The 18113-nt window shown below is 32.5% G+C and carries 15 protein-coding genes; 8 read left to right on the top strand and 7 right to left on the bottom strand.

Annotated elements, in window-relative coordinates; all coding sequences use genetic code 11:
- Positions 1–8: 8 nt before the first annotated feature.
- The 4 genes from mnmG to BMX42_RS06815 all read left to right on the top strand — a co-directional run bounded on the left by mnmG (position 9) and on the right by BMX42_RS06815 (position 6036).
- Complete coding sequence (mnmG, locus tag BMX42_RS06830) at positions 9–1880, top strand: tRNA uridine-5-carboxymethylaminomethyl(34) synthesis enzyme MnmG (RefSeq protein ID WP_091311752.1); 1872 nt, start codon at positions 9–11, stop codon at positions 1878–1880.
- A gap of 119 nt (positions 1881–1999) precedes the next feature.
- Entirely contained in the window at positions 2000–2848 is an 849-nt protein-coding gene (locus BMX42_RS06825; RefSeq protein WP_091311070.1) for a class I SAM-dependent methyltransferase, read from the top strand.
- 297 nt (positions 2849–3145) lie between these two features.
- Entirely contained in the window at positions 3146–3697 is a 552-nt protein-coding gene (locus tag BMX42_RS06820; RefSeq protein WP_091311748.1) for an OmpH/Skp family outer membrane protein, read from the top strand.
- A gap of 59 nt (positions 3698–3756) precedes the next feature.
- Positions 3757–6036, top strand: a complete 2280-nt coding sequence (locus BMX42_RS06815) for a helix-turn-helix domain-containing protein (protein ID WP_091311066.1) — start codon at positions 3757–3759, stop codon at positions 6034–6036.
- Here the strand turns inward: BMX42_RS06815 and BMX42_RS06810 are convergent.
- The 3 genes from BMX42_RS06810 to BMX42_RS06800 form a co-directional block, all read right to left on the bottom strand.
- A complete protein-coding gene (locus BMX42_RS06810; RefSeq protein ID WP_091311064.1) occupies positions 6033–6539 on the bottom strand; it encodes a hypothetical protein in 507 nt (168 codons plus the stop codon). The two genes, BMX42_RS06815 and BMX42_RS06810, sit on opposite strands and share 4 nt — an antisense overlap.
- Before the next feature lie 105 nt (positions 6540–6644).
- Positions 6645–7022 carry a DoxX family membrane protein gene (locus BMX42_RS06805; protein ID WP_091311061.1) on the bottom strand — a complete coding sequence of 126 codons (378 nt, stop codon included), beginning with the start codon at positions 7020–7022 and terminating at the stop codon, positions 6645–6647.
- 60 nt (positions 7023–7082) lie between these two features.
- Positions 7083–8240, bottom strand: coding sequence for a DNA polymerase III subunit (locus tag BMX42_RS06800; protein ID WP_091311059.1), 1158 nt, complete (start codon positions 8238–8240; stop codon positions 7083–7085).
- A gap of 102 nt (positions 8241–8342) precedes the next feature.
- On the opposite strand from BMX42_RS06800, the gene BMX42_RS06795 reads away from it, so the two are divergent.
- From BMX42_RS06795 to BMX42_RS06780, 4 genes are all read left to right on the top strand, one after another.
- Positions 8343–9530: a phosphoglycerate kinase gene (locus BMX42_RS06795; RefSeq protein ID WP_091311054.1), complete on the top strand. Its 1188-nt coding sequence runs from the start codon at positions 8343–8345 to the stop codon at positions 9528–9530.
- Between the two features lie 224 nt (positions 9531–9754).
- On the top strand, positions 9755–11482 hold the full coding sequence (locus BMX42_RS06790) for a lytic transglycosylase domain-containing protein (RefSeq protein ID WP_091311050.1): 1728 nt from the start codon (positions 9755–9757) through the stop codon (positions 11480–11482).
- Positions 11483–11569: 87 nt separating this feature from the next.
- Positions 11570–12547, top strand: a complete 978-nt coding sequence (locus BMX42_RS06785) for a DUF4837 family protein (RefSeq protein WP_177169134.1) — start codon at positions 11570–11572, stop codon at positions 12545–12547.
- The gene (locus BMX42_RS06780; RefSeq protein ID WP_091311043.1) at positions 12548–12991 is read left to right on the top strand and encodes a GNAT family N-acetyltransferase; all 444 of its coding nucleotides are present in this window, start codon (positions 12548–12550) and stop codon (positions 12989–12991) included.
- A 41-nt stretch (positions 12992–13032) separates the two neighbouring features.
- On the opposite strand, the gene BMX42_RS06775 is transcribed toward BMX42_RS06780, so the two are convergent.
- The 4 genes from BMX42_RS06775 to BMX42_RS06760 all read right to left on the bottom strand — a co-directional run bounded on the left by BMX42_RS06775 (position 13033) and on the right by BMX42_RS06760 (position 18074).
- On the bottom strand, positions 13033–13854 hold the full coding sequence (locus tag BMX42_RS06775; RefSeq protein ID WP_091311039.1) for an OmpA family protein: 822 nt from the start codon (positions 13852–13854) through the stop codon (positions 13033–13035).
- Position 13855: 1 nt separating this feature from the next.
- Positions 13856–15490 (bottom strand): S41 family peptidase, encoded by a 1635-nt coding sequence (locus BMX42_RS06770; RefSeq protein ID WP_091311036.1) that lies wholly within the window; start codon positions 15488–15490, stop codon positions 13856–13858.
- A gap of 64 nt (positions 15491–15554) precedes the next feature.
- Complete coding sequence (gene rnpA, locus BMX42_RS06765) at positions 15555–15929, bottom strand: ribonuclease P protein component (protein WP_091311744.1); 375 nt, start codon at positions 15927–15929, stop codon at positions 15555–15557.
- A gap of 57 nt (positions 15930–15986) precedes the next feature.
- Positions 15987–18074, bottom strand: coding sequence for a M13 family metallopeptidase (locus BMX42_RS06760; RefSeq protein WP_091311032.1), 2088 nt, complete (start codon positions 18072–18074; stop codon positions 15987–15989).
- Positions 18075–18113: the final 39 nt, after the last annotated feature.

The following is an 18113-nucleotide window of genomic DNA, read 5'->3' as shown; positions in this document are numbered from 1 at the left end:
CAAAAAATATGTTTCAAGAAAAATATGATGTAATTGTAGTTGGCGCAGGTCACGCTGGTTGTGAAGCTGCTGCTGCTGCTGCAAACATGGGATGCTCGACTTTATTGGTAACAATGAATCTTCAAAACATTGCGCAGATGTCTTGCAATCCTGCTATGGGAGGAATTGCAAAAGGACAAATTGTGCGTGAAATTGATGCGTTGGGCGGTTATTCTGGAATTGTTTCCGATTTGACGGCAATTCAATTCAAGATGTTGAATCTTTCAAAAGGTCCAGCAATGTGGTCGCCAAGATGTCAATCAGACAGAATGCGTTTCGCTGAAGAATGGAGAATGATGTTAGAAGGAACTCCAAATTTAGATTTTTACCAAGAAATGGTTTCTGGAATTTTGTCAGAAGGAAACGAAATTGTCGGAATCAGGACTTCACTTGGTTTGGAGATTAAAGCTAAAACAGTTGTGTTAACGAATGGAACTTTCTTGAATGGATTAATTCATATTGGTGACAAACAATTTGGTGGTGGTCGTGCTGGTGAAAGTGCTTCTTTTGGAATCACAGAAGATTTATTGAAATTAGGTTTTGAATCAGGAAGAATGAAAACAGGAACACCGCCTCGTGTAGATGGTCGTTCATTAGATTATTCTAAAATGATTGAACAACCTGGCGATGTTAATCCTTCAAAATTTTCTTATTCAGATATCACTAAACCATTAACAGAACAACGTTCTTGTTTTATGACCTACACTTCAGAAACGGTTCACGATTTATTACGTGAAGGTTTCGATAGAAGTCCAATGTTCAACGGTAGAATAAAATCAATCGGTCCAAGATATTGTCCTTCTATTGAAGATAAGATTAATCGTTTCGCAGATAAAGAACGTCATCAATTGTTTATTGAACCTGAAGGTTGGAAAACTTGTGAAGTGTATGTGAATGGATTTTCAACATCGCTACCTGAAGATGTTCAGTTTAAAGCATTGCGTTCTGTAGAAGGATTTGAAAATGTAAAATTCTTCCGTCCTGGATATGCAATTGAATACGATTACTTCCCTCCTACGCAATTGAAACATACTTTAGAAACGAAATTAATTAACGGTTTATATTTCGCTGGACAAATTAATGGAACTACAGGTTATGAAGAAGCTGCTTCTCAAGGTTTGATGGCTGGAATAAATGCTGCGTTAAAAGTGCAAGAAAAAGAACCTCTAATTTTAAAACGTGACGAAGCTTATATTGGAGTTTTAATTGACGATTTAATTACGAAAGGAACAGAAGAACCATATCGTATGTTTACTTCTCGTGCCGAATATAGAACGTTATTGCGACAAGATAATGCCGATTTGCGTTTGACTCCGAAAGGTCATGCAATTGGTTTAGCAAAAGCAGATCGTTTAAAAAGAATGGAATATAAATTAGACGCTTCAGAAAAGTTTGTAAATTTCTTTAAAGAAACAAGTGTAAAAGCCGCAGTAGCGAATCCGATTTTAGAAGCGAAAGGTTCTAGTCCGATGACACAAGGTGATAAAATGTTTAAAGTATTTTCTCGTCCGCAAATTGATTTAGAAGATATTTTAAAATTTGAAGCTGTTACCGATTATATTTCCGAACATGATTTAGATTTAGAAGTTATCGAGCAAGCAGAAATTCAAGTGAAATATTCTGGTTATATCGAAAAAGAAAAAGTACACGCAGATAAAGTGAATCGTTTAGAAGATGTTCGCATTCCAGATAATTACGATTTTGATAGAATTAAAGCAATATCCATTGAAGCGCGTCAGAAACTAACAAAAATACGTCCAACAACAATTGCACAAGCATCACGTATCAGCGGAGTTTCTCCAAGTGATATTTCTGTGTTGTTAATTCATATGGGTCGTTAAAAGTTTGCAGTCACAGTTTTCAGTTTTTTGACCGTGACTGCAAACTGCGACTGAATACTAAAAAAAGTTCCACGTGAAACAACCTTGTCAAAGCCTATAAATAAAGACCAAAATAGAAAATGAATTTTTTAGAAGAAAACCAATTTATTATAGTTAAAGATCATTCGGTTTCAAAAGAAACCTTTTCTTTGTTACATAACAAGGAATATGATTTATTAAAAACAACACCTACTCCATCGTTAGACGTTTTACCAAAATACTACGAAAGCGAAGATTATATATCTCACACTGATGGAAAACGTACATTGTTTGAAAAAATTTATCACATTGTAAAAAGAAATGCGATTAAAGGGAAAGTTTCTTTAATTACTTCTGAGCAAAATCAAAAAGGAAAACTTTTAGACATTGGATCAGGAACCGGAGATTTTTTAGTAGAAGCCAAAAATCAAGGTTGGGATATTTTGGGATACGAACCCAATTCAGATGCAAAAAATCTTGCCCTTAATAAAGGTGTAATTTTCACAGAAGATATTTTTGCATTACCAGAAAATTCTTTTGACGTAGTTACGATGTGGCACGTTTTAGAACACGTTCCGAATTTAGAAGAATACATCGCTAATTTAAAACGAATTGTAAAACCAACTGGAACGATAATTATTGCGGTGCCAAATTATAAATCCTACGATGCGATTTATTACAAACAATTTTGGGCAGCTTATGATGTGCCTCGACATTTATGGCATTTCTCAAAAACCAGTATCAAAAGATTATTTTCAGATGTGGATATGGAATTGAAAAAAGTAAAACCGATGTGGTTTGATAGTTTTTATGTGTCGCTTTTATCTGAAAAATACAAAAACGGAAAAATGAGTTTCGTAAAAGGATTTTTTATAGGATTTGTTTCAAATGTGTCAGGATTGTTCAAAAAAGAGTTTTCTTCGCACATTTACATTATAAAAAACAAGTAAAACGTAAAATAAAGCGATTTTAAAGTCGATTTTGTATAAAAACATCGAAATATATTAGCCAAAAAAGATGTTTTATATAAGTGTTGTTTAAATAAATGGTTTTTAATAGTAATTATTTATCGTTATTTTAAAAAGACATAAGGTTTTATTATAGTTGTTTTTTCTTTCGTTTTTTTCAATATTTAAAGAAAATTTCAAAAAAGAATTAAAATTAAAAAGAAACCTATTATTTTTACCAAAATTAAAAAACCGATTTCCTAAGTGGATTTCATTTCAATAAAAATTAACAAAAGAAAAATGAAAAAATTATTAGTACTAGTTGCATTAGGTGTAGCTATGATTTCTTGCCAAGAAACTGCAACTGCAAAAAAAGACGATTTTAAAACAGGTTATATTGATACTTCTGTTTTATTAGAAAAATATGAAAAATTTACTGATGAAAACGAAAAGTTTAAAGTAAAAACGGAAGAATTAGGTCGTCCAATTGAAGCTAAAGGAAAGCAATTACAAGCGGAAATGGCAAGTTTCGAAAAAGCGGCACAAGCTAACGGTCAAGCATGGGCGCAACAAAAAGCTGCTCAATTACAACAAAGAGAGCAAGTTTTAGTTCAAGAAAGAAACCAAATTATGGCACAAATTGAAACTGAAGGTGGTGCTTTAAAGGATTCATTAGTGAATGATGTTAAAAAATATATTCAAGCTTATGGTAAAAAAGAAGGTTTCGATTATATTTTCACAACTTCAGATGCTGCGCCAAACGTAATTTATGCTAAAGATTCATATAATTTAACAGACAAGTTACTGAAACAATTAAATGAAGAATATAAAGCAACTAAAGAAAAAAAATAATAAGAAAGCCTTGAGAAATCAAGGCTTTTTTTATATTTGCCATCTAAACTATACGCCACGTGGAACATTTATCTAAAGCCGCTCAATACACCCTTCAATTTATCAACCAGACCAACAAATCTGTATTCTTAACAGGTAAAGCAGGAACTGGGAAAACTACCCTTCTTAAAGAAATTATTGCTACATCGCACAAAAACACTATCGTAGTCGCTCCTACTGGAATTGCTGCGCTAAATGCTGGTGGCGTTACGATTCATTCCATGTTTCAATTGCCTTTTTCGGCTTTTATTCCTGATTTTAAAGTGGTTAATGCCGATTCGAATCAATATAAATTTGAAACAAAAAGTACAATTAGCAAGCATTTCCGAATGAATGCTACTAAAAAACAAGTGCTTTTAAATGTAGAATTATTAATCATCGATGAAGTTTCTATGCTTCGCCCAGATGTTTTGGATGCGATCGATTTTATGCTACAAAAAGTTCGTAGAGTTGATGCACCTTTTGGGGGTGTACAAGTTCTTTTTATAGGAGATTTACTACAACTACCACCAGTCATCAAACAAGAAGAATGGTACGAATTGAAGAAATATTATCAAGGCATGTTCTTCTTTCATTCGCAAGTCATTCGTCAGAATCCGCCTTTGTATATCGAATTAGATAAAATTTATCGCCAAGATGATGAAACGTTTATTTCGATTTTAAACAATCTTCGAAACAATAAAATTACGAACGAAAATATCGCGGTTTTAAATCAATACGTAAAACCCGATTTCAATATAAAAAACCATAACGGTTGTATTATCGTTACGACTCACAACGCCAAAGCGGATGAAATCAACAAAGAAGCTTTAGCGGAATTAAAAACCAAAACCTTTTCTTACTTCCCAGAATTGGTAGAAGATTTTCCAGAAAAAATTTACCCGATTGAGCCTAAAATGGATTTAAAAGTCGGTGCGCAAGTGATGTTTATAAAAAACGACTCTTCTTTCGAAAAAAATTACTTCAACGGAAAAATGGGAACAATTACTTCTTTAGCCGAAAAAGAAATTTTAGTGCATTTCGCAGAAGAAAAAAAAACTATTGAAGTCGATTTATACACTTGGGAAAACATAAAATACACCGTAAACCCTGATACGAAAGAGATTGAAGAAACTGTAGTAGGAACTTTTAGTCATTATCCGTTAAAATTAGCGTGGGCGATTACGGTGCATAAGAGTCAAGGTTTAACTTTTGACAACGCTGCGTTGGATGTTTCGCGTGTTTTTGCGCCCGGACAAGCGTATGTGGCTTTATCACGACTTCGTTCGTTAAAAGGGTTAATTTTGCTTTCTCCGATACAATTAAACGGCATTTCTTCCGATACGGAAGTGCTGAATTACGCCAATAACAAAGCCGATGAGACGCTTTTAGAAAAATCATTAGAACTAGAAACCAAGCATTTTTTACGTGTAGAATTGTGTAAAAGTTTTGATTTCAGACAATTGGCTCAAGAATGGCGCAATCATTTGTTTTCGTATAACGATGAAGTTTCGAATTCGACCAAATCGAAATACCGAATTTGGGCTCAACAAAACGAAAGTATCATTGCCGCTTTGTTTGATACATCGCAGAAATTCATCAATCAAATTCAAAAAATTTGTTACCAAGAAACGATAGATATTCCATTTTTGGCCGAAAGATGTGAAGCCGCTTATAATTATTATTTTAAAACCTTAGATTATCAGGTTACGGATTTATTGCTGAAAATTGCAGAAGTCAGCAACTTGAAAAAAGTCAAAACGTTCCACGACGAACTTTTAGAATTGGAAGAAATTCAAGTGAAAACGGTTTTACAATTGAAAAAATCGATGTTGTTGATTAAGAATCTTGTGAACGGAATTGAATTCAATAAAAAAACGATGTCTTCGGACGAAATGAAGTATTATAAAATCAATAAAATTGGTTCATTATCTGAACAATTCAAGCAAATTGATGGATTTGTGGAGAAAGATCATTCGGAAACGTTCAGTAAGAAAACCAAAGCAAAAAAGGCAAAATCTACAGAACCGAAAAAAGCTACGATTGAAATCACTTTAGATCTTTGGAAAGAAAATCTATCGATTGAAGAAATTGCTGCCAAACGAAAATTAACCGTAAGTTCCATTTATTCACACTTTACTAAACTAATTCAAATGGAAGCGTTAACCATTTCTGATATTATGTCCGATGAAAAAATTGCAGCGTTGCAGGAAGTTTTCAAGGATTATAACGGCGAAGGTTTAGGCCTTTTGAAAGAAAAAAACGGCGACGCGTTCTCTTGGGAAGAATTGCGTTTGTTTAAAGTGGGATTGGAAAATTAAATTTTATATAAGTTAATAACGCTTATTTCGTCAACAAACTTTTTTAGTTCCAAATTTTTATTTTGTTTAGTTTCTTTATCTTCATTATACCAATTAAAAACACTAAAAAGACCAACAATAAAAATTATTATTAAAAGAGCAATAGTAAAAAAACAACCAACAAGGATGAATTTATCTTTCCAAGTAATTTTTGGTATTTCTTCTTTTATTAAATCGATTCTATCTTCTTTTTTTAGTTCAATATGATTAATCCAAATGTCGCTTGTTAACCATTTTTCGTTTAAAGAAAATTCTATAACATTATCTTTATATTCATTTAAATTTTCTTCGGATTTGGATGAAGCAATTAATAATTCTCTTGCGAATAATTCAAGACCATATTTGTTTGCTTTTATATATGAAGATTCACCATAATCAGAACTATGTAACCCAAAAAAAGCTTTTTCTACAGGGTTTTCAGATTCAATTTTATCGATTAATTTATTAAGTTCTTCTTTTTCCAAAATAAAAATTTTAAATTGATCTGTATGAGATGCTTACAGCATGACAAACTGTACAGGCAAAGTTTGACATTTTGTACTTCGTAAATCAAAATTCGTAAATCGTTCTTACAACCAATACACGCCAATCAAAGCAGGAATTAAGTAAATCACAATAGTTCTGGCACCATCATAATCTTTTGCAATTCGTTGTCCGAAAAGTAACATCAATAAAGTTACACAAGAAACCACACAAGCATAATTTCCCATGATTGTAGCACCGCTCATAATGTTTTCAGCAATTCCCATAATCGCTAAAACTCCAGCTACAATTTCTAAAGCTAAAACAGTTAACAACGCAAAAGGAACTTGGTTTTTTAGGAAAGTTTGAGAAAAATGACCTTTTAACCAACTTACGTTTCCGTTCCAATCGGCAATTTTATCGTATCCAGATTGTAAAAATGTAATAGCTAAAAAAGCTAGTAAAATAAGGGCAAATGCATTCATAGTTTATTGTTTTTTGGTTTATGTTTTTAGTTCGTAAATCGTAAATTTCAAATCGTACTTTTAAATCTCTTTTTTATGCAACAATCGTGTTAGTTTTATCGATAAATCGGTTAAAATCACATTACTGTTTCCGTTTCTTTCAATATGATAAATCGCATCTTCCAATTCTTTAAAAATATCTACAATGTTATTTCCGTGAATAAAAGGCGCAAATTTTTCTAGTTTAAAATTCTCAAAATTTGGTTCTAAATACACCAAATCTTTCGTTTGATAATTCAACAACAAGGCTTGTCGGAAAAACTGAATACAAAATTGTAAAAAATTCTTCTGCGTTTCTCGTCCTTCTTTGGCAATTGTGGTGCTCCAAGAAATCAAATCGGCAATTACACTTGCGTTTCCTTTCGCTTTAAACGCCGCTCGAACCCAGTTGATAAACCATTCTTCAAAAATGCTATCATCGTCGTCTTTGTGCAATAAATGCAACGCTTTATTATAATTTCCTTCACTTTGATGTGCGATTTTTTTAGCTACATTCGCCTCAACTTGATGTGCAGAAATTAATTTATCAGTAATCACTTGTTCCGGCAACGCTAAAAAATCAACTACTTGACAACGAGAAATAATCGTTTGTAACAAATCGTCAATACTTTCAGAAATTAAAATGAAAACCGTTTTTTCTGGCGGTTCTTCTAGTAATTTCAGTAATTTATTCGCTGCGTCGACTCTCATTTTATCGGCCATCCAAATAATCATCACTTTGTAACCGCCTTCGTAAGCTTTCAAGGATAAATTTTTATTAATCGCCGCCGATTCTTTAACGCTAATAATTCCTTGTTTTTTCGGGATTTCTAATTTTTTATACCAATCGAATAAACTCGCATACGGATTTTCCTTTAAGAAACTTCTCCAATGTTCTAAGAAATTTGCACTTACGACATTATCGCCTTTTACATCATCAGTCGCCGTAATTGGATATACAAAATGCATATCTGGATGCGAATAATGATCGAATTTTAAATTACAAGCCGCATTTCCAGTCGTGTTTTCACCATCAACATTGCCGCACAAAACATATTGCGCATAAGCAATCGCCATTGGCAACGTTCCAGAACCTTCCGGACCAATAAACAATTGGGCATGTGGAATTCTTCCTGCGTTGGCAGTAGTAATTAAAAAGTTTTTAATGTGGTCTTGACCAAGTATGTCGTTAAAAAGCATCGAGCAAATATAAGAGATTTTTATCTTCGTTTAAAATCAAACTTTTATATTTGCAGTTCTTTTTAAGTGAAAAAATAAACAACAACAATAAAAAATAAAATTATGAAAACTATTTTCGACATCAATTTTAACAACAAAAAAGCTTTAATCCGTGTAGATTTTAATGTGCCTTTAGATGAAAATTTTAAAGTTACAGATGCGAATCGTATTGAAGCCGCAAAGCCAACAATTGATAAAATTTTAAACGATGGTGGTTCAGTAATTTTAATGTCGCATTTAGGAAGACCAAAAGGAAAAGAAGAGAAATATTCTTTACAACATATTGTTTCTAAAGTGGAAGAAGTTTTAGGAAAAAAAGTAAAATTTGCATCAGATTGTAGAGGAGAAATCGCGAAAGATGCGGCTTCGAACTTACAAAATGGTGAAATTTTATTATTAGAAAATTTACGTTTTTATGCCGAAGAAGAAGCTGGAGATATTGATTTTTCTAAAGAATTAGCAAGTTTAGGTGATGTGTATGTGAATGACGCTTTCGGAACGGCGCACAGAGCGCATGCTTCAACTACAATTATTGCGAACGAATTCCCGAATGATAAATGTTTTGGAGCTTTATTAGCGAAAGAAATTGAAAGCATCAATAAAGTATTGAAAAACTCTGAAAAACCAGTTACAGCAATACTTGGAGGAAGTAAAGTTTCTTCTAAAATTACGATTATCGAAAACATTTTAGATAAAGTAGATCACATGATTATTGGTGGTGGAATGACGTTTACGTTCATCAAAGCGATGGGCGGAAATATCGGAAATTCTATTTGTGAAGATGATAAAATGGAATTGGCTTTAGACATCATGAAACAAGCAACAGAAAAAGGTGTGAAAATTCACTTACCAATTGATGTTGTAGCAGCCGATGCATTTTCAAATGATGCAAATACGCAAGTGGTGAATGTAGCAGAAATTCCTGCTGGATGGCAAGGTTTAGATGCAGGTCCGAAAACATTAGAACAATTAAAAGACGTGATTTTAAATTCAAAAACAATACTTTGGAACGGACCAATTGGTGTGTTTGAATTACCAGCTTTTGCGAACGGAACAATTACTTTAGGAGATTTCATTGCAGAATCTACTCAAAACGGATGTTTCTCATTAGTTGGTGGTGGTGATAGTGTTGCTGCGGTAAAACAATTTGGTTTAGAAAACAAAATGAGTTACGTTTCTACTGGTGGTGGTGCGATGTTAGAAATGTTAGAAGGAAAAACATTACCAGGAATTGCGGCTATTTTGAAGTAAAAAATAATTCTATTAATAACATTACCCTTCAAGAGCTCAAAACTCTTGAAGGGTTTTTAAATTTATCGCCAAAATTCCAAAAAAAACGTTAAAACGGAAATTTAATCGTTAAAAGTTGGGTTCTAAACAATAAATAAAATATATTTGCGTTTCTACAAGTAATTGTATACTAATGATTTAGAAATAACGCTCCGAAATTTATGGAGAAAAAACATATATAAAGAATGAAGAAATTTGTAATACTAGCTTTTGGTCTTTTCCTGTCGAATGGATTGTTTGCGCAAGATAACCAAGAGATCACACCCACTCTTTTTACTCCAAAAGTATCTTATTTAGATTCGCTTAAAGCGACGTTTAACAATCACGAAACAAGTGCTTGTATCGACCAAAGATGGATGAAAGAATTATCGGATGCGAGTTTGTCAAACGAAATGTTTTTCGATATTGAAAACATGAACATCGACGAAAAAGTGTCTTACGATTTAGATACAGAATTACTTAAAAAACGTTTACACAAATTAGATGTGCAATCGCCTTTCGTAATTGAGTACAATCCAGCATTGGAAAACGTAATCAAATCGTTCTTAAAAAACAGAGCGAAAAGTTTCGAAAGACAAATGGCCATCGCGGAATATTATTTTCCATTATTCGAAGAAAAATTATCAAAATACAATTTACCATTAGAAATCAAATATTTAGCCATTGTTGAATCGGCTTTACAACCAAAAGCAAAATCTAAAGTTGGTGCTGGTGGTTTATGGCAATTTATGCCAGCAACTGGAAAACAATATAAATTAGACATCACAACTTACGTTGATGAGCGTCACGATCCAATCAAATCAACAGAAGCGGCTTGTCATTATATGATGAACATGTATGCTATTTTTGGCGATTGGAGTTTGGTTTTAGCTTCGTACAATTGCGGTCCAGGTAATGTTTCTAAAGCGATCAGACGTTCTGGTGGAAAAACAGATTATTGGGAAATTAGAAAATTCTTACCAAGAGAAACTGCGAATTATTTACCAGCGTTTTTAGCTACGATGTACATTTACGAGTTCAAAAAAGAACACGGTTTAGTGGCGCACAAAGCAGAAATGAAGTATGCGGAAACGGATACTGTTATGGTGAAACATGCGATGACATTCAAACAATTGTCTGATTTATTAGATATTTCTGAAGAACAATTGGAATATTTGAATCCAATTTATAAATCGAAATACATTCCGTCAATTGGAGATGAACATTTTTACTTGCGTTTGCCGAAAAACAAAATCGGAATTTTTGTATCAAACGAAGAAAAGATTTACGGCTATTTAACATATTTAGAGCAAGAGAAAATTAATACGATTCAATTGGCTCAAGTTAGAAAACGTGATAGTATTGCCAAACAAGATTCAATAGCAGTTGCTTCCAATTTCAAAATGAAAAATGACGATACTACAGAATACGAAGAAGTTATCAAAAAACGCACGAAAGAAGTCGTTAGTAAAAACTATCATAAAGTTAAATCAGGTGAATCTCTTGGTGTAATTGCAGATAAAAATAATGTTTCGATTTCTGATTTAAGAAAATGGAATAAAATCAAAGGAAGCAAAATCAATGCCGGTCAAAGTTTAGTAATTCAAACTACGAAAAAAGTTACGGTTAATGAAGTAATCAAGAAACCGAAGAAGAAAACGGAAATATTAGAACCAGTTGTTGAAACTGCTGTTGCTGAAAATACAGAACCAAATACAGGTGAAGTAGCAAAACCAAAAGCAACGGAAAACAAATATGCTTCAGCGAAAAGCAAAATTGAAATTAAAGAAGATTATTACATCGTACAAAAAGGAGATTCTATTTTTTCAATTACTAAAAAGTTTCCGAATTTAACAGCTGAGGATTTAAAAAAGAAAAACGATTTAAAATCAGATAATATTCAACCAGGAATGAAATTGAAAATTCAGGGTTAAAAACAAAAATAAAGTTCTTAAAACCACAATGTTCACATCAATATTGTGGTTTTTTGTTTTAATTTCGCATTATTAAAAACACCCCAATTGAAAAAAATACTTCTATTACTTTTCTCTTTTAGTTTGTTTTCTTGTTTTGATGAAGAACAAGAAAAAAAAGATGTTGTTGAAAAAAACCAATATCTCAATCAGAATTCAGTCACTGTTGTCATTCCTATTTCTCTTTGGAACGGAAAAATTGGCGAAAAAATCAGAGAAAAATTTGCGGCACCAATTACGGGTTTACATGAATGTGAATCGGTTTTTACATTAATGCCAATTCACACGAACTATTTACCTTCAGATGCAAAAGCTTCGAGAAATATTTTGATTGTTTCTTCTAACTTTAAAAACCAAACGACTCTCGTAAAAAATAAATTCGCTAACAATCAGAATGTTTTTACGATTCAAGGAAAAAACGAAGACATGTTGTTAAATCAACTGCAAAATTCTGGTAAAGAAATTATGAATACGTTTTACAATTCGGAGATCAATTTGGTTTTGCAAAAAATCAACGTTAATTCCAATTTAAAAAAACAGGTTGCAAAACAATTTTCGGTTGATATTCAAATTCCATCAGAATATAAAAAAGGCTTACAAGGCGAAAATTTTTTATGGTTGCGAAAAGAAGTAGGCTCAGGTTTTAACAACATGCTAATTTATACCGCTAGTTTTTCAGCTTTATATAACCAAAAAGCTCTAGTAACAAATAGTATGTTTATGCGAAATCAAGTGGCTAAAAAATACGTTTTAGGAAAAACCAACGGAAGTTATATGATTACCGAACAAGCCTATTATCCAAGTTTTCATACGACAGAAATTCAAAAAAATTTAGCATACGAAATGCGTGGAAATTGGGAATTTCATAATGATTTCATGACCGGACCTTATGTGAATTTCGCAATTAGAGATAACAAACGTAAAAGGTTTATCATTATTGATGGTTTTGCCTACAATCCGGTTCATTCCAAAAAGAATTTATTGTTCGAAATGGAAGCGATTATTAAATCAACGAAAATATTATAGATGTTACAATTCAAAATAAAGCGTTTTAACGAACTTTCTACAACAGAACTATATCAAATACTACAATTGCGTTCAGAAGTGTTTGTAGTGGAGCAAAATTGCGTTTATCAAGACGTTGATGGCAAAGACGAGAAAGCAATTCACGTTTTAGGCTATTACGAAGGCGTTTTGGCGGCGTATTCTCGACTTTTTAAACCCAATGATTATTTTACCCAAAGTTCTATTGGTCGGGTGATTGTAAAACCATCTCACCGAGATAAAAAATTAGGTCACGATTTAATGAAAGCTTCAATTGATGCCGTAAAAGACTTATTTCATGAAACTAACATTACCATTTCTGCACAATTGTATTTGCAAAAATTTTACGAAAGTCATGGTTTTGTTATCGTTGGTGAAAGTTATTTAGAAGACGATATTCCGCATATTGAAATGCGAAAAGCATAAAAAAGAAAAACCCAGTCAAATCAAATTGACTGGGTTTTTTATTAAATCTTCGTAATCACTAATTCTACTCTTCGGTCATATTCTGAACCTTTTCCAAGAGGTTGTGTGTTTCCGTAACCTTTGAAAGTTAGTCTGGCTTTACCAATTCCACGGCTTAGCAAATATTTATAAACTCGCTCTGCTCTGTTTTTAGAAAGTTCTCTTTTTCGAGTGCCGCTATCAATCGCTTCTTTATGAAAAGTGGGTGTACAACAAACGTGACCTTGAATTTCAATGTTTATTTTTGGATATCTTTTTAAAAGAATGGTAATTTTATCTAGTTCTTTTTTAGCGCTTTCTTTTAGTTTACTACTTCCAGCATCAAATAAAAGTTTGTCTAAATACACACGATCACCTTCTTGAGCATCTTTTCTAATGGTAGAATATAAACCAGGAATGTTTAAATCTTCCACCACGAAAGGTTTAAAATTTAAAACCACATCTACTCTACGGTTTTTTGAACGCGCTTCTGGAACATTTTCTTCCAAATCTTCGTCGATCATGACTTTTCCTTTTCCTTCAATTTTAACGATGATTTTATATTTTACGCCTTTTTTAACCAACATGTTTTTGACACTATTGGCTCTGTCTTGCGATAATTTGTAGTTGTAATCTACTTTTCCCACATCGTCACAATATCCGTAAATGGAAACACTTTCTAAACGAGTGGTGTCAATTAAGCTTAAAAAATGAACAACTGCATCTGATTGTAGTTGTTTTATTTCGCGAACATCGGTATCGAAATAAATAGAGTGAACAGTTTGCTCTTGAGAAAAACCAAGAAATGTTGAAAGTAATAATAGGGCAAATACTAACTTCTTCATTTTATTTTTTTAGGATTTTATTATATTCAGTTGGGTTGTTTACAATTTGTTGTGCTTTTAAAACATCAGAATATTTTGTTGAAACATAATCGTAAAACGCTGTTCGGTAACCATATCTCAACAATAATTCTTGTAAAAGCAAACGTTTAATTTCTTCTTTATTTTTATCTAATTCTTTGTCTTTTGATTTTTCTATAGCCGTTTCCAGTTGTTTAATTTCGACAGTTAAATCGCCATCAATTTTATCTTTTTTAGCAGCTTCTAACAGGTTTTTTAAAGACTTATCAATATTTGTATTTATTTCCACTTTTTCTTTCTTTAAATACGCTTTAAATTCATTGTAATCCGCATCAGAAACACTAGAAACACTTTTTGCATTCGGATTTCTGTAAAATAGAATGTTCGCAAATTCAAAAACCGCATCAGAATTCGCAATACTTAAACTGATATTGCTTTTTTTCATGTCGGCAATTTCAACATCTGGTAAAACACCGCCACCATCATAAACTGTTCTTCCGCCTTTGGTTTTAAACGCATTAAATTCTTTTTCAGAAGTTTTAATAGCTTTTCCGTTCGCATCTTTTTTGCTATAATCTGTAGCTTGAATACATCTTCCAGAAGGTGTGTAATATTTTGAAATGGTCACTTTTACTTGCGTTCCGTAAGATAAATTAAACGGACGTTGCACCAATCCTTTTCCGAAACTTCTGTTTCCAACAATTACCGCACGGTCTAAATCTTGTAAGGCACCAGAAACAATTTCTGAAGCAGAAGCACTTCTGTCGTTTACTATAATTGCTAAAGGAATTTCCGTATCAACTGGTTCGTTTTTCGTTTTGTAGGTATGATTGTGAGCCGTATTTTTAGATTTTGTAGTTGTAATTACTTCGTCTTTTGCCACAAATAAGTTACAAATATTTACCGCTTCGTGTAATAAACCACCCGGATTATCTCTTAAATCTAAGATGATTTTTGTAGCACCTTGTTCTTTCAAAGTCAATAAAGCCGCTTTAGTTTCAGTAGAAGCTTTTTCGTTAAACTTTTGTAACACGATATAACCTGTTTTATCGCTTAATAATTTAAAATAAGGAACGGCTTTTATTTCCACTTCATCTAAAACAATTTGCCCTTTTTTCTCCACACCTTGTCTGAAATACACGATATCAATTTTGGTGTTTTTTGCGCCTTTTAGTAGTTGAGAAGCATCGTCTTTAAAATCTTTTAAAAGCACATCGCCAATTTGAGTGATAATATCTCCAGCTCGGAAACCCGCTTTGTCGGCAGGCATATTTTGGTACACTTCTTTTAAGATTATTTTATCGTCTTTTCGAGTGATAATGGCTCCGATTCCCGTGTATTCTCCTGTGTTGTTGATTTTAAATTTCAATACATCTTGCTCGTCAAAATAAACCGTGTACGGATCTAACTCCGTTAACATGCTTTTTATGGCCACGTCCATTAAATTTCCAGCGTTAGTTTCGTCTACATAGTTCTGATTTACAGTTTTATATAAACTGGTGAAAATTTCAATTTGTTTCGCTAAGGCAAAAAAATCGTTTTGAAAACTTACTGCGATAAATAAAAATCCAGCCACAAGTGTTGGAATAATTACCTTTTTTTTATTTAGAAAACTCATGAGTTGTTGTTTAATTTTTTACGAATTTAATTAAAATCTTCAAAAACCAATCCAAAGTTATAATTTACTTAACGGTTTCATTAAATTTTTGAAATAGTTGAATGGTTTTTTCTTCAATTTCTTGGTACGAAAGTTTTTCTTTGGTTTGATAAAAAAACATGAATGCATAAGGTTTCTGCAGGTTTTCTTTCAATAAATGTTGGTTTAAACGGTAACATTCTCTTAAAACGCGTTTAAAATAATTTCGGTCAACAGCTTTTTTAAAATATTTCTTTGAAACAGAAACACCCATTACTATTTTTTCCGAATTATTTTCATCGGTATTTTCTACATAAACCAAACGTAACGGATATTTAGACACGGATTTTCCTTCAGAAAACAAGCGGTCTATTGTTTTATGGCTTTTAAGTTTTTCGTTTTTGGGATAAGAAAATTGCATAACGCAAATGTATAAAAAAAAAGCCATCTTGTTTTTAGCAAGACGGCTTTAGATTTTTTACCAAATTTTTACTCTTTTTTCTGGAGCGATATACATTTTGTCTCCTTCTTTAATGCTAAATGCTTTGTAGAAAGATTCAATATTTTGAAGTGGCACATACGCTCTGTATTGTCCAGGTGAATGTGTATCTGTTTTCACTTGATTTTTAATAGCTTCATCACGCATTTTACTTCTCCAAATGGTTGCCCATGAAAGGAAGAAACGTTGTTCTGGAGTAAATCCATCAATTAATCCGGGATTTCCTTTTTCTTTCAAATAGATTTGTAAACCGTCATAAGCTGCGTTTACTCCACCTAAATCACCAATATTTTCTCCTAAAGTAAATTTTCCATCAACATAAATTCCTGGTAAAGGTTGTAAAGCAGAATATTGATCTGCTAAAGCTGTTCCTAAAGTGGTAAATTGTTTTAAATCTTCATCACTCCACCAGTTGATTAAGTTTCCTTCTGCATTATATCTTGAACCTGAATCGTCAAAACCATGAGAAATTTCATGACCAATAACACCACCAATTCCACCATAATTCACCGCTTCATCAGCTCTGTAATCATAAAATGGAGGTTGTAAGATGGCTGCAGGAAATACAATTTCGTTGTTAGTTGGACTATAGTAAGCATTTACCGTTTGAGGCGACATTCCCCATTCTTCTTTATTTACTGGTTTTCCAAGTTTTGCCACGTTTTCTGCATTACTCCATCTGCTAATGGCTAATGAGTTTTCTTGTAAAGTTCCACCTTGTTCTGGGCTTTTAATTTGTAAACCGCTGTAATCTTTCCAAGTATCAGGATATCCAATTTTTACTCTGAATTTTTTTAGTTTCAAAATAGCATTGGCTCTAGTTTCTGGAGTCATCCAAGGTAATTTATTAATACGATTTTCATACGCTTTAAACACATTAGCTATCATAGCTTCTGCTTTTGCTTTTGCTTCTGCTGGAAATTTTTTCTCTACGTATAATTTTCCTAAAGCTTCACCTAAAACACCATTTACGGTTGCTAAAGCTCTTTCTGTTGCAGGTCTTTGTTTTAAAGCGCCTGATAATGTTTTGCTATAAAAATCCCAATCTGTTTTTTCAATATCAGTTGTTAATTCATCGGCATTTGTGCGTAAAAGCGTCCAAGTCATGTAAGCTTTCCAATCCTCAACTTTATTTTCTTTAAGAATTTCATCTAATTTCGTCATGTATTTTGGTTGCGAAACCACAACAGAATCTAAACTTATAAATCCAGATTTTGTAAAATAGTTTGCCCAATTGTTTGAAGGTGCGATTTTTTGTAAATCGGTAACCGACATTGGATTGTAAGTTTTACGACGATCACGTCTTTCCACTCTATCTAAAGTTGGTTCAGATAATGAAGTTTCGAAAGCCAAAACTCTAGCTGCTTTTTCAGAAGCAGTTTTAGCGTCCATTCCCAAATAACCAAACATTTTAGTAATATGTACAACGTATTTTTCTCTTTTTTCTTTAGTGTCTGGTTTGTCAGACATGTAGTAATCCTTATCTGGTAAACCTAAACTTCCAGTTCCTACATAAACTACATTTTTATTACTGTTTTTAGCATCAGCTCCAACAAAAGCTCCAAAGAAACCTAAGCTTGCTTCTGCTTTTACATCTACTAAAAGATTCATTAAATCTGTGCTATTTTTAACCGCGTTTATCTTTGTTAAATAGGGTTGAATAGGAGTAATTCCTAATTTATTTCTAGAAACTGTATCTAAAATAGATTTGTATAAGTTTACGGCTTTTGCTTGATCCGATTTTGGGTCTAATTTTTTGTTCGCAACAGCTTCGTTCAAAATAGCCATTACATCATCGTCTGTGTTTTTTCTTAATTCATCAAAACTTCCCCATCGTGTTCTATCAGCAGGAATTTCAGTGTTGTCTAACCAAGTTCCATTTACATATCTAAAAAAATCTTCATTTGGCTTCACTGAAGTATCCATGTATTCTGGATGAATTCCGTATTTTTTTGTGCTAACTACTTCATTTTTATTTGATGTACTAACCGATTTGGTTTTACAAGAATGGATTAATGTGGATAAAGAAAGCAGCAAGAAACTACCAAGTAGAATGTTTTTTTTCATAATTTTTAATGTTTTTTGAATAAAAAAATCGTTTTATCT

This window comes from Flavobacterium terrigena, assembly GCF_900108955.1.
In the GTDB taxonomy this organism is placed as follows: Bacteria; Bacteroidota; Bacteroidia; order Flavobacteriales; family Flavobacteriaceae; genus Flavobacterium; species Flavobacterium terrigena.
Note: the sequence above shows the minus strand (reverse complement) of the source record. Positions and strands in the feature narration are given on the sequence as shown.

Coding starts and splice junctions, on each gene's coding strand:
- mnmG (WP_091311752.1), top strand. CDS start 9: ATGTTTCAAGAAAAATATGATGTAATTGTAGTTGGCGCAGGTCACGCT.
- BMX42_RS06780 (WP_091311043.1), top strand. CDS start 12,548: ATGTTACAATTCAAAATAAAGCGTTTTAACGAACTTTCTACAACAGAA.
- BMX42_RS06805 (WP_091311061.1), bottom strand. CDS start 7,022: ATGAATGCATTTGCCCTTATTTTACTAGCTTTTTTAGCTATTACATTT.
- BMX42_RS06790 (WP_091311050.1), top strand. CDS start 9,755: ATGAAGAAATTTGTAATACTAGCTTTTGGTCTTTTCCTGTCGAATGGA.
- BMX42_RS06760 (WP_091311032.1), bottom strand. CDS start 18,074: ATGAAAAAAAACATTCTACTTGGTAGTTTCTTGCTGCTTTCTTTATCC.
- rnpA (WP_091311744.1), bottom strand. CDS start 15,929: ATGCAATTTTCTTATCCCAAAAACGAAAAACTTAAAAGCCATAAAACA.
- BMX42_RS06800 (WP_091311059.1), bottom strand. CDS start 8,240: ATGCTTTTTAACGACATACTTGGTCAAGACCACATTAAAAACTTTTTA.
- BMX42_RS06825 (WP_091311070.1), top strand. CDS start 2,000: ATGAATTTTTTAGAAGAAAACCAATTTATTATAGTTAAAGATCATTCG.
- BMX42_RS06770 (WP_091311036.1), bottom strand. CDS start 15,490: ATGAGTTTTCTAAATAAAAAAAAGGTAATTATTCCAACACTTGTGGCT.
- BMX42_RS06795 (WP_091311054.1), top strand. CDS start 8,343: ATGAAAACTATTTTCGACATCAATTTTAACAACAAAAAAGCTTTAATC.
- BMX42_RS06820 (WP_091311748.1), top strand. CDS start 3,146: ATGAAAAAATTATTAGTACTAGTTGCATTAGGTGTAGCTATGATTTCT.
- BMX42_RS06775 (WP_091311039.1), bottom strand. CDS start 13,854: ATGAAGAAGTTAGTATTTGCCCTATTATTACTTTCAACATTTCTTGGT.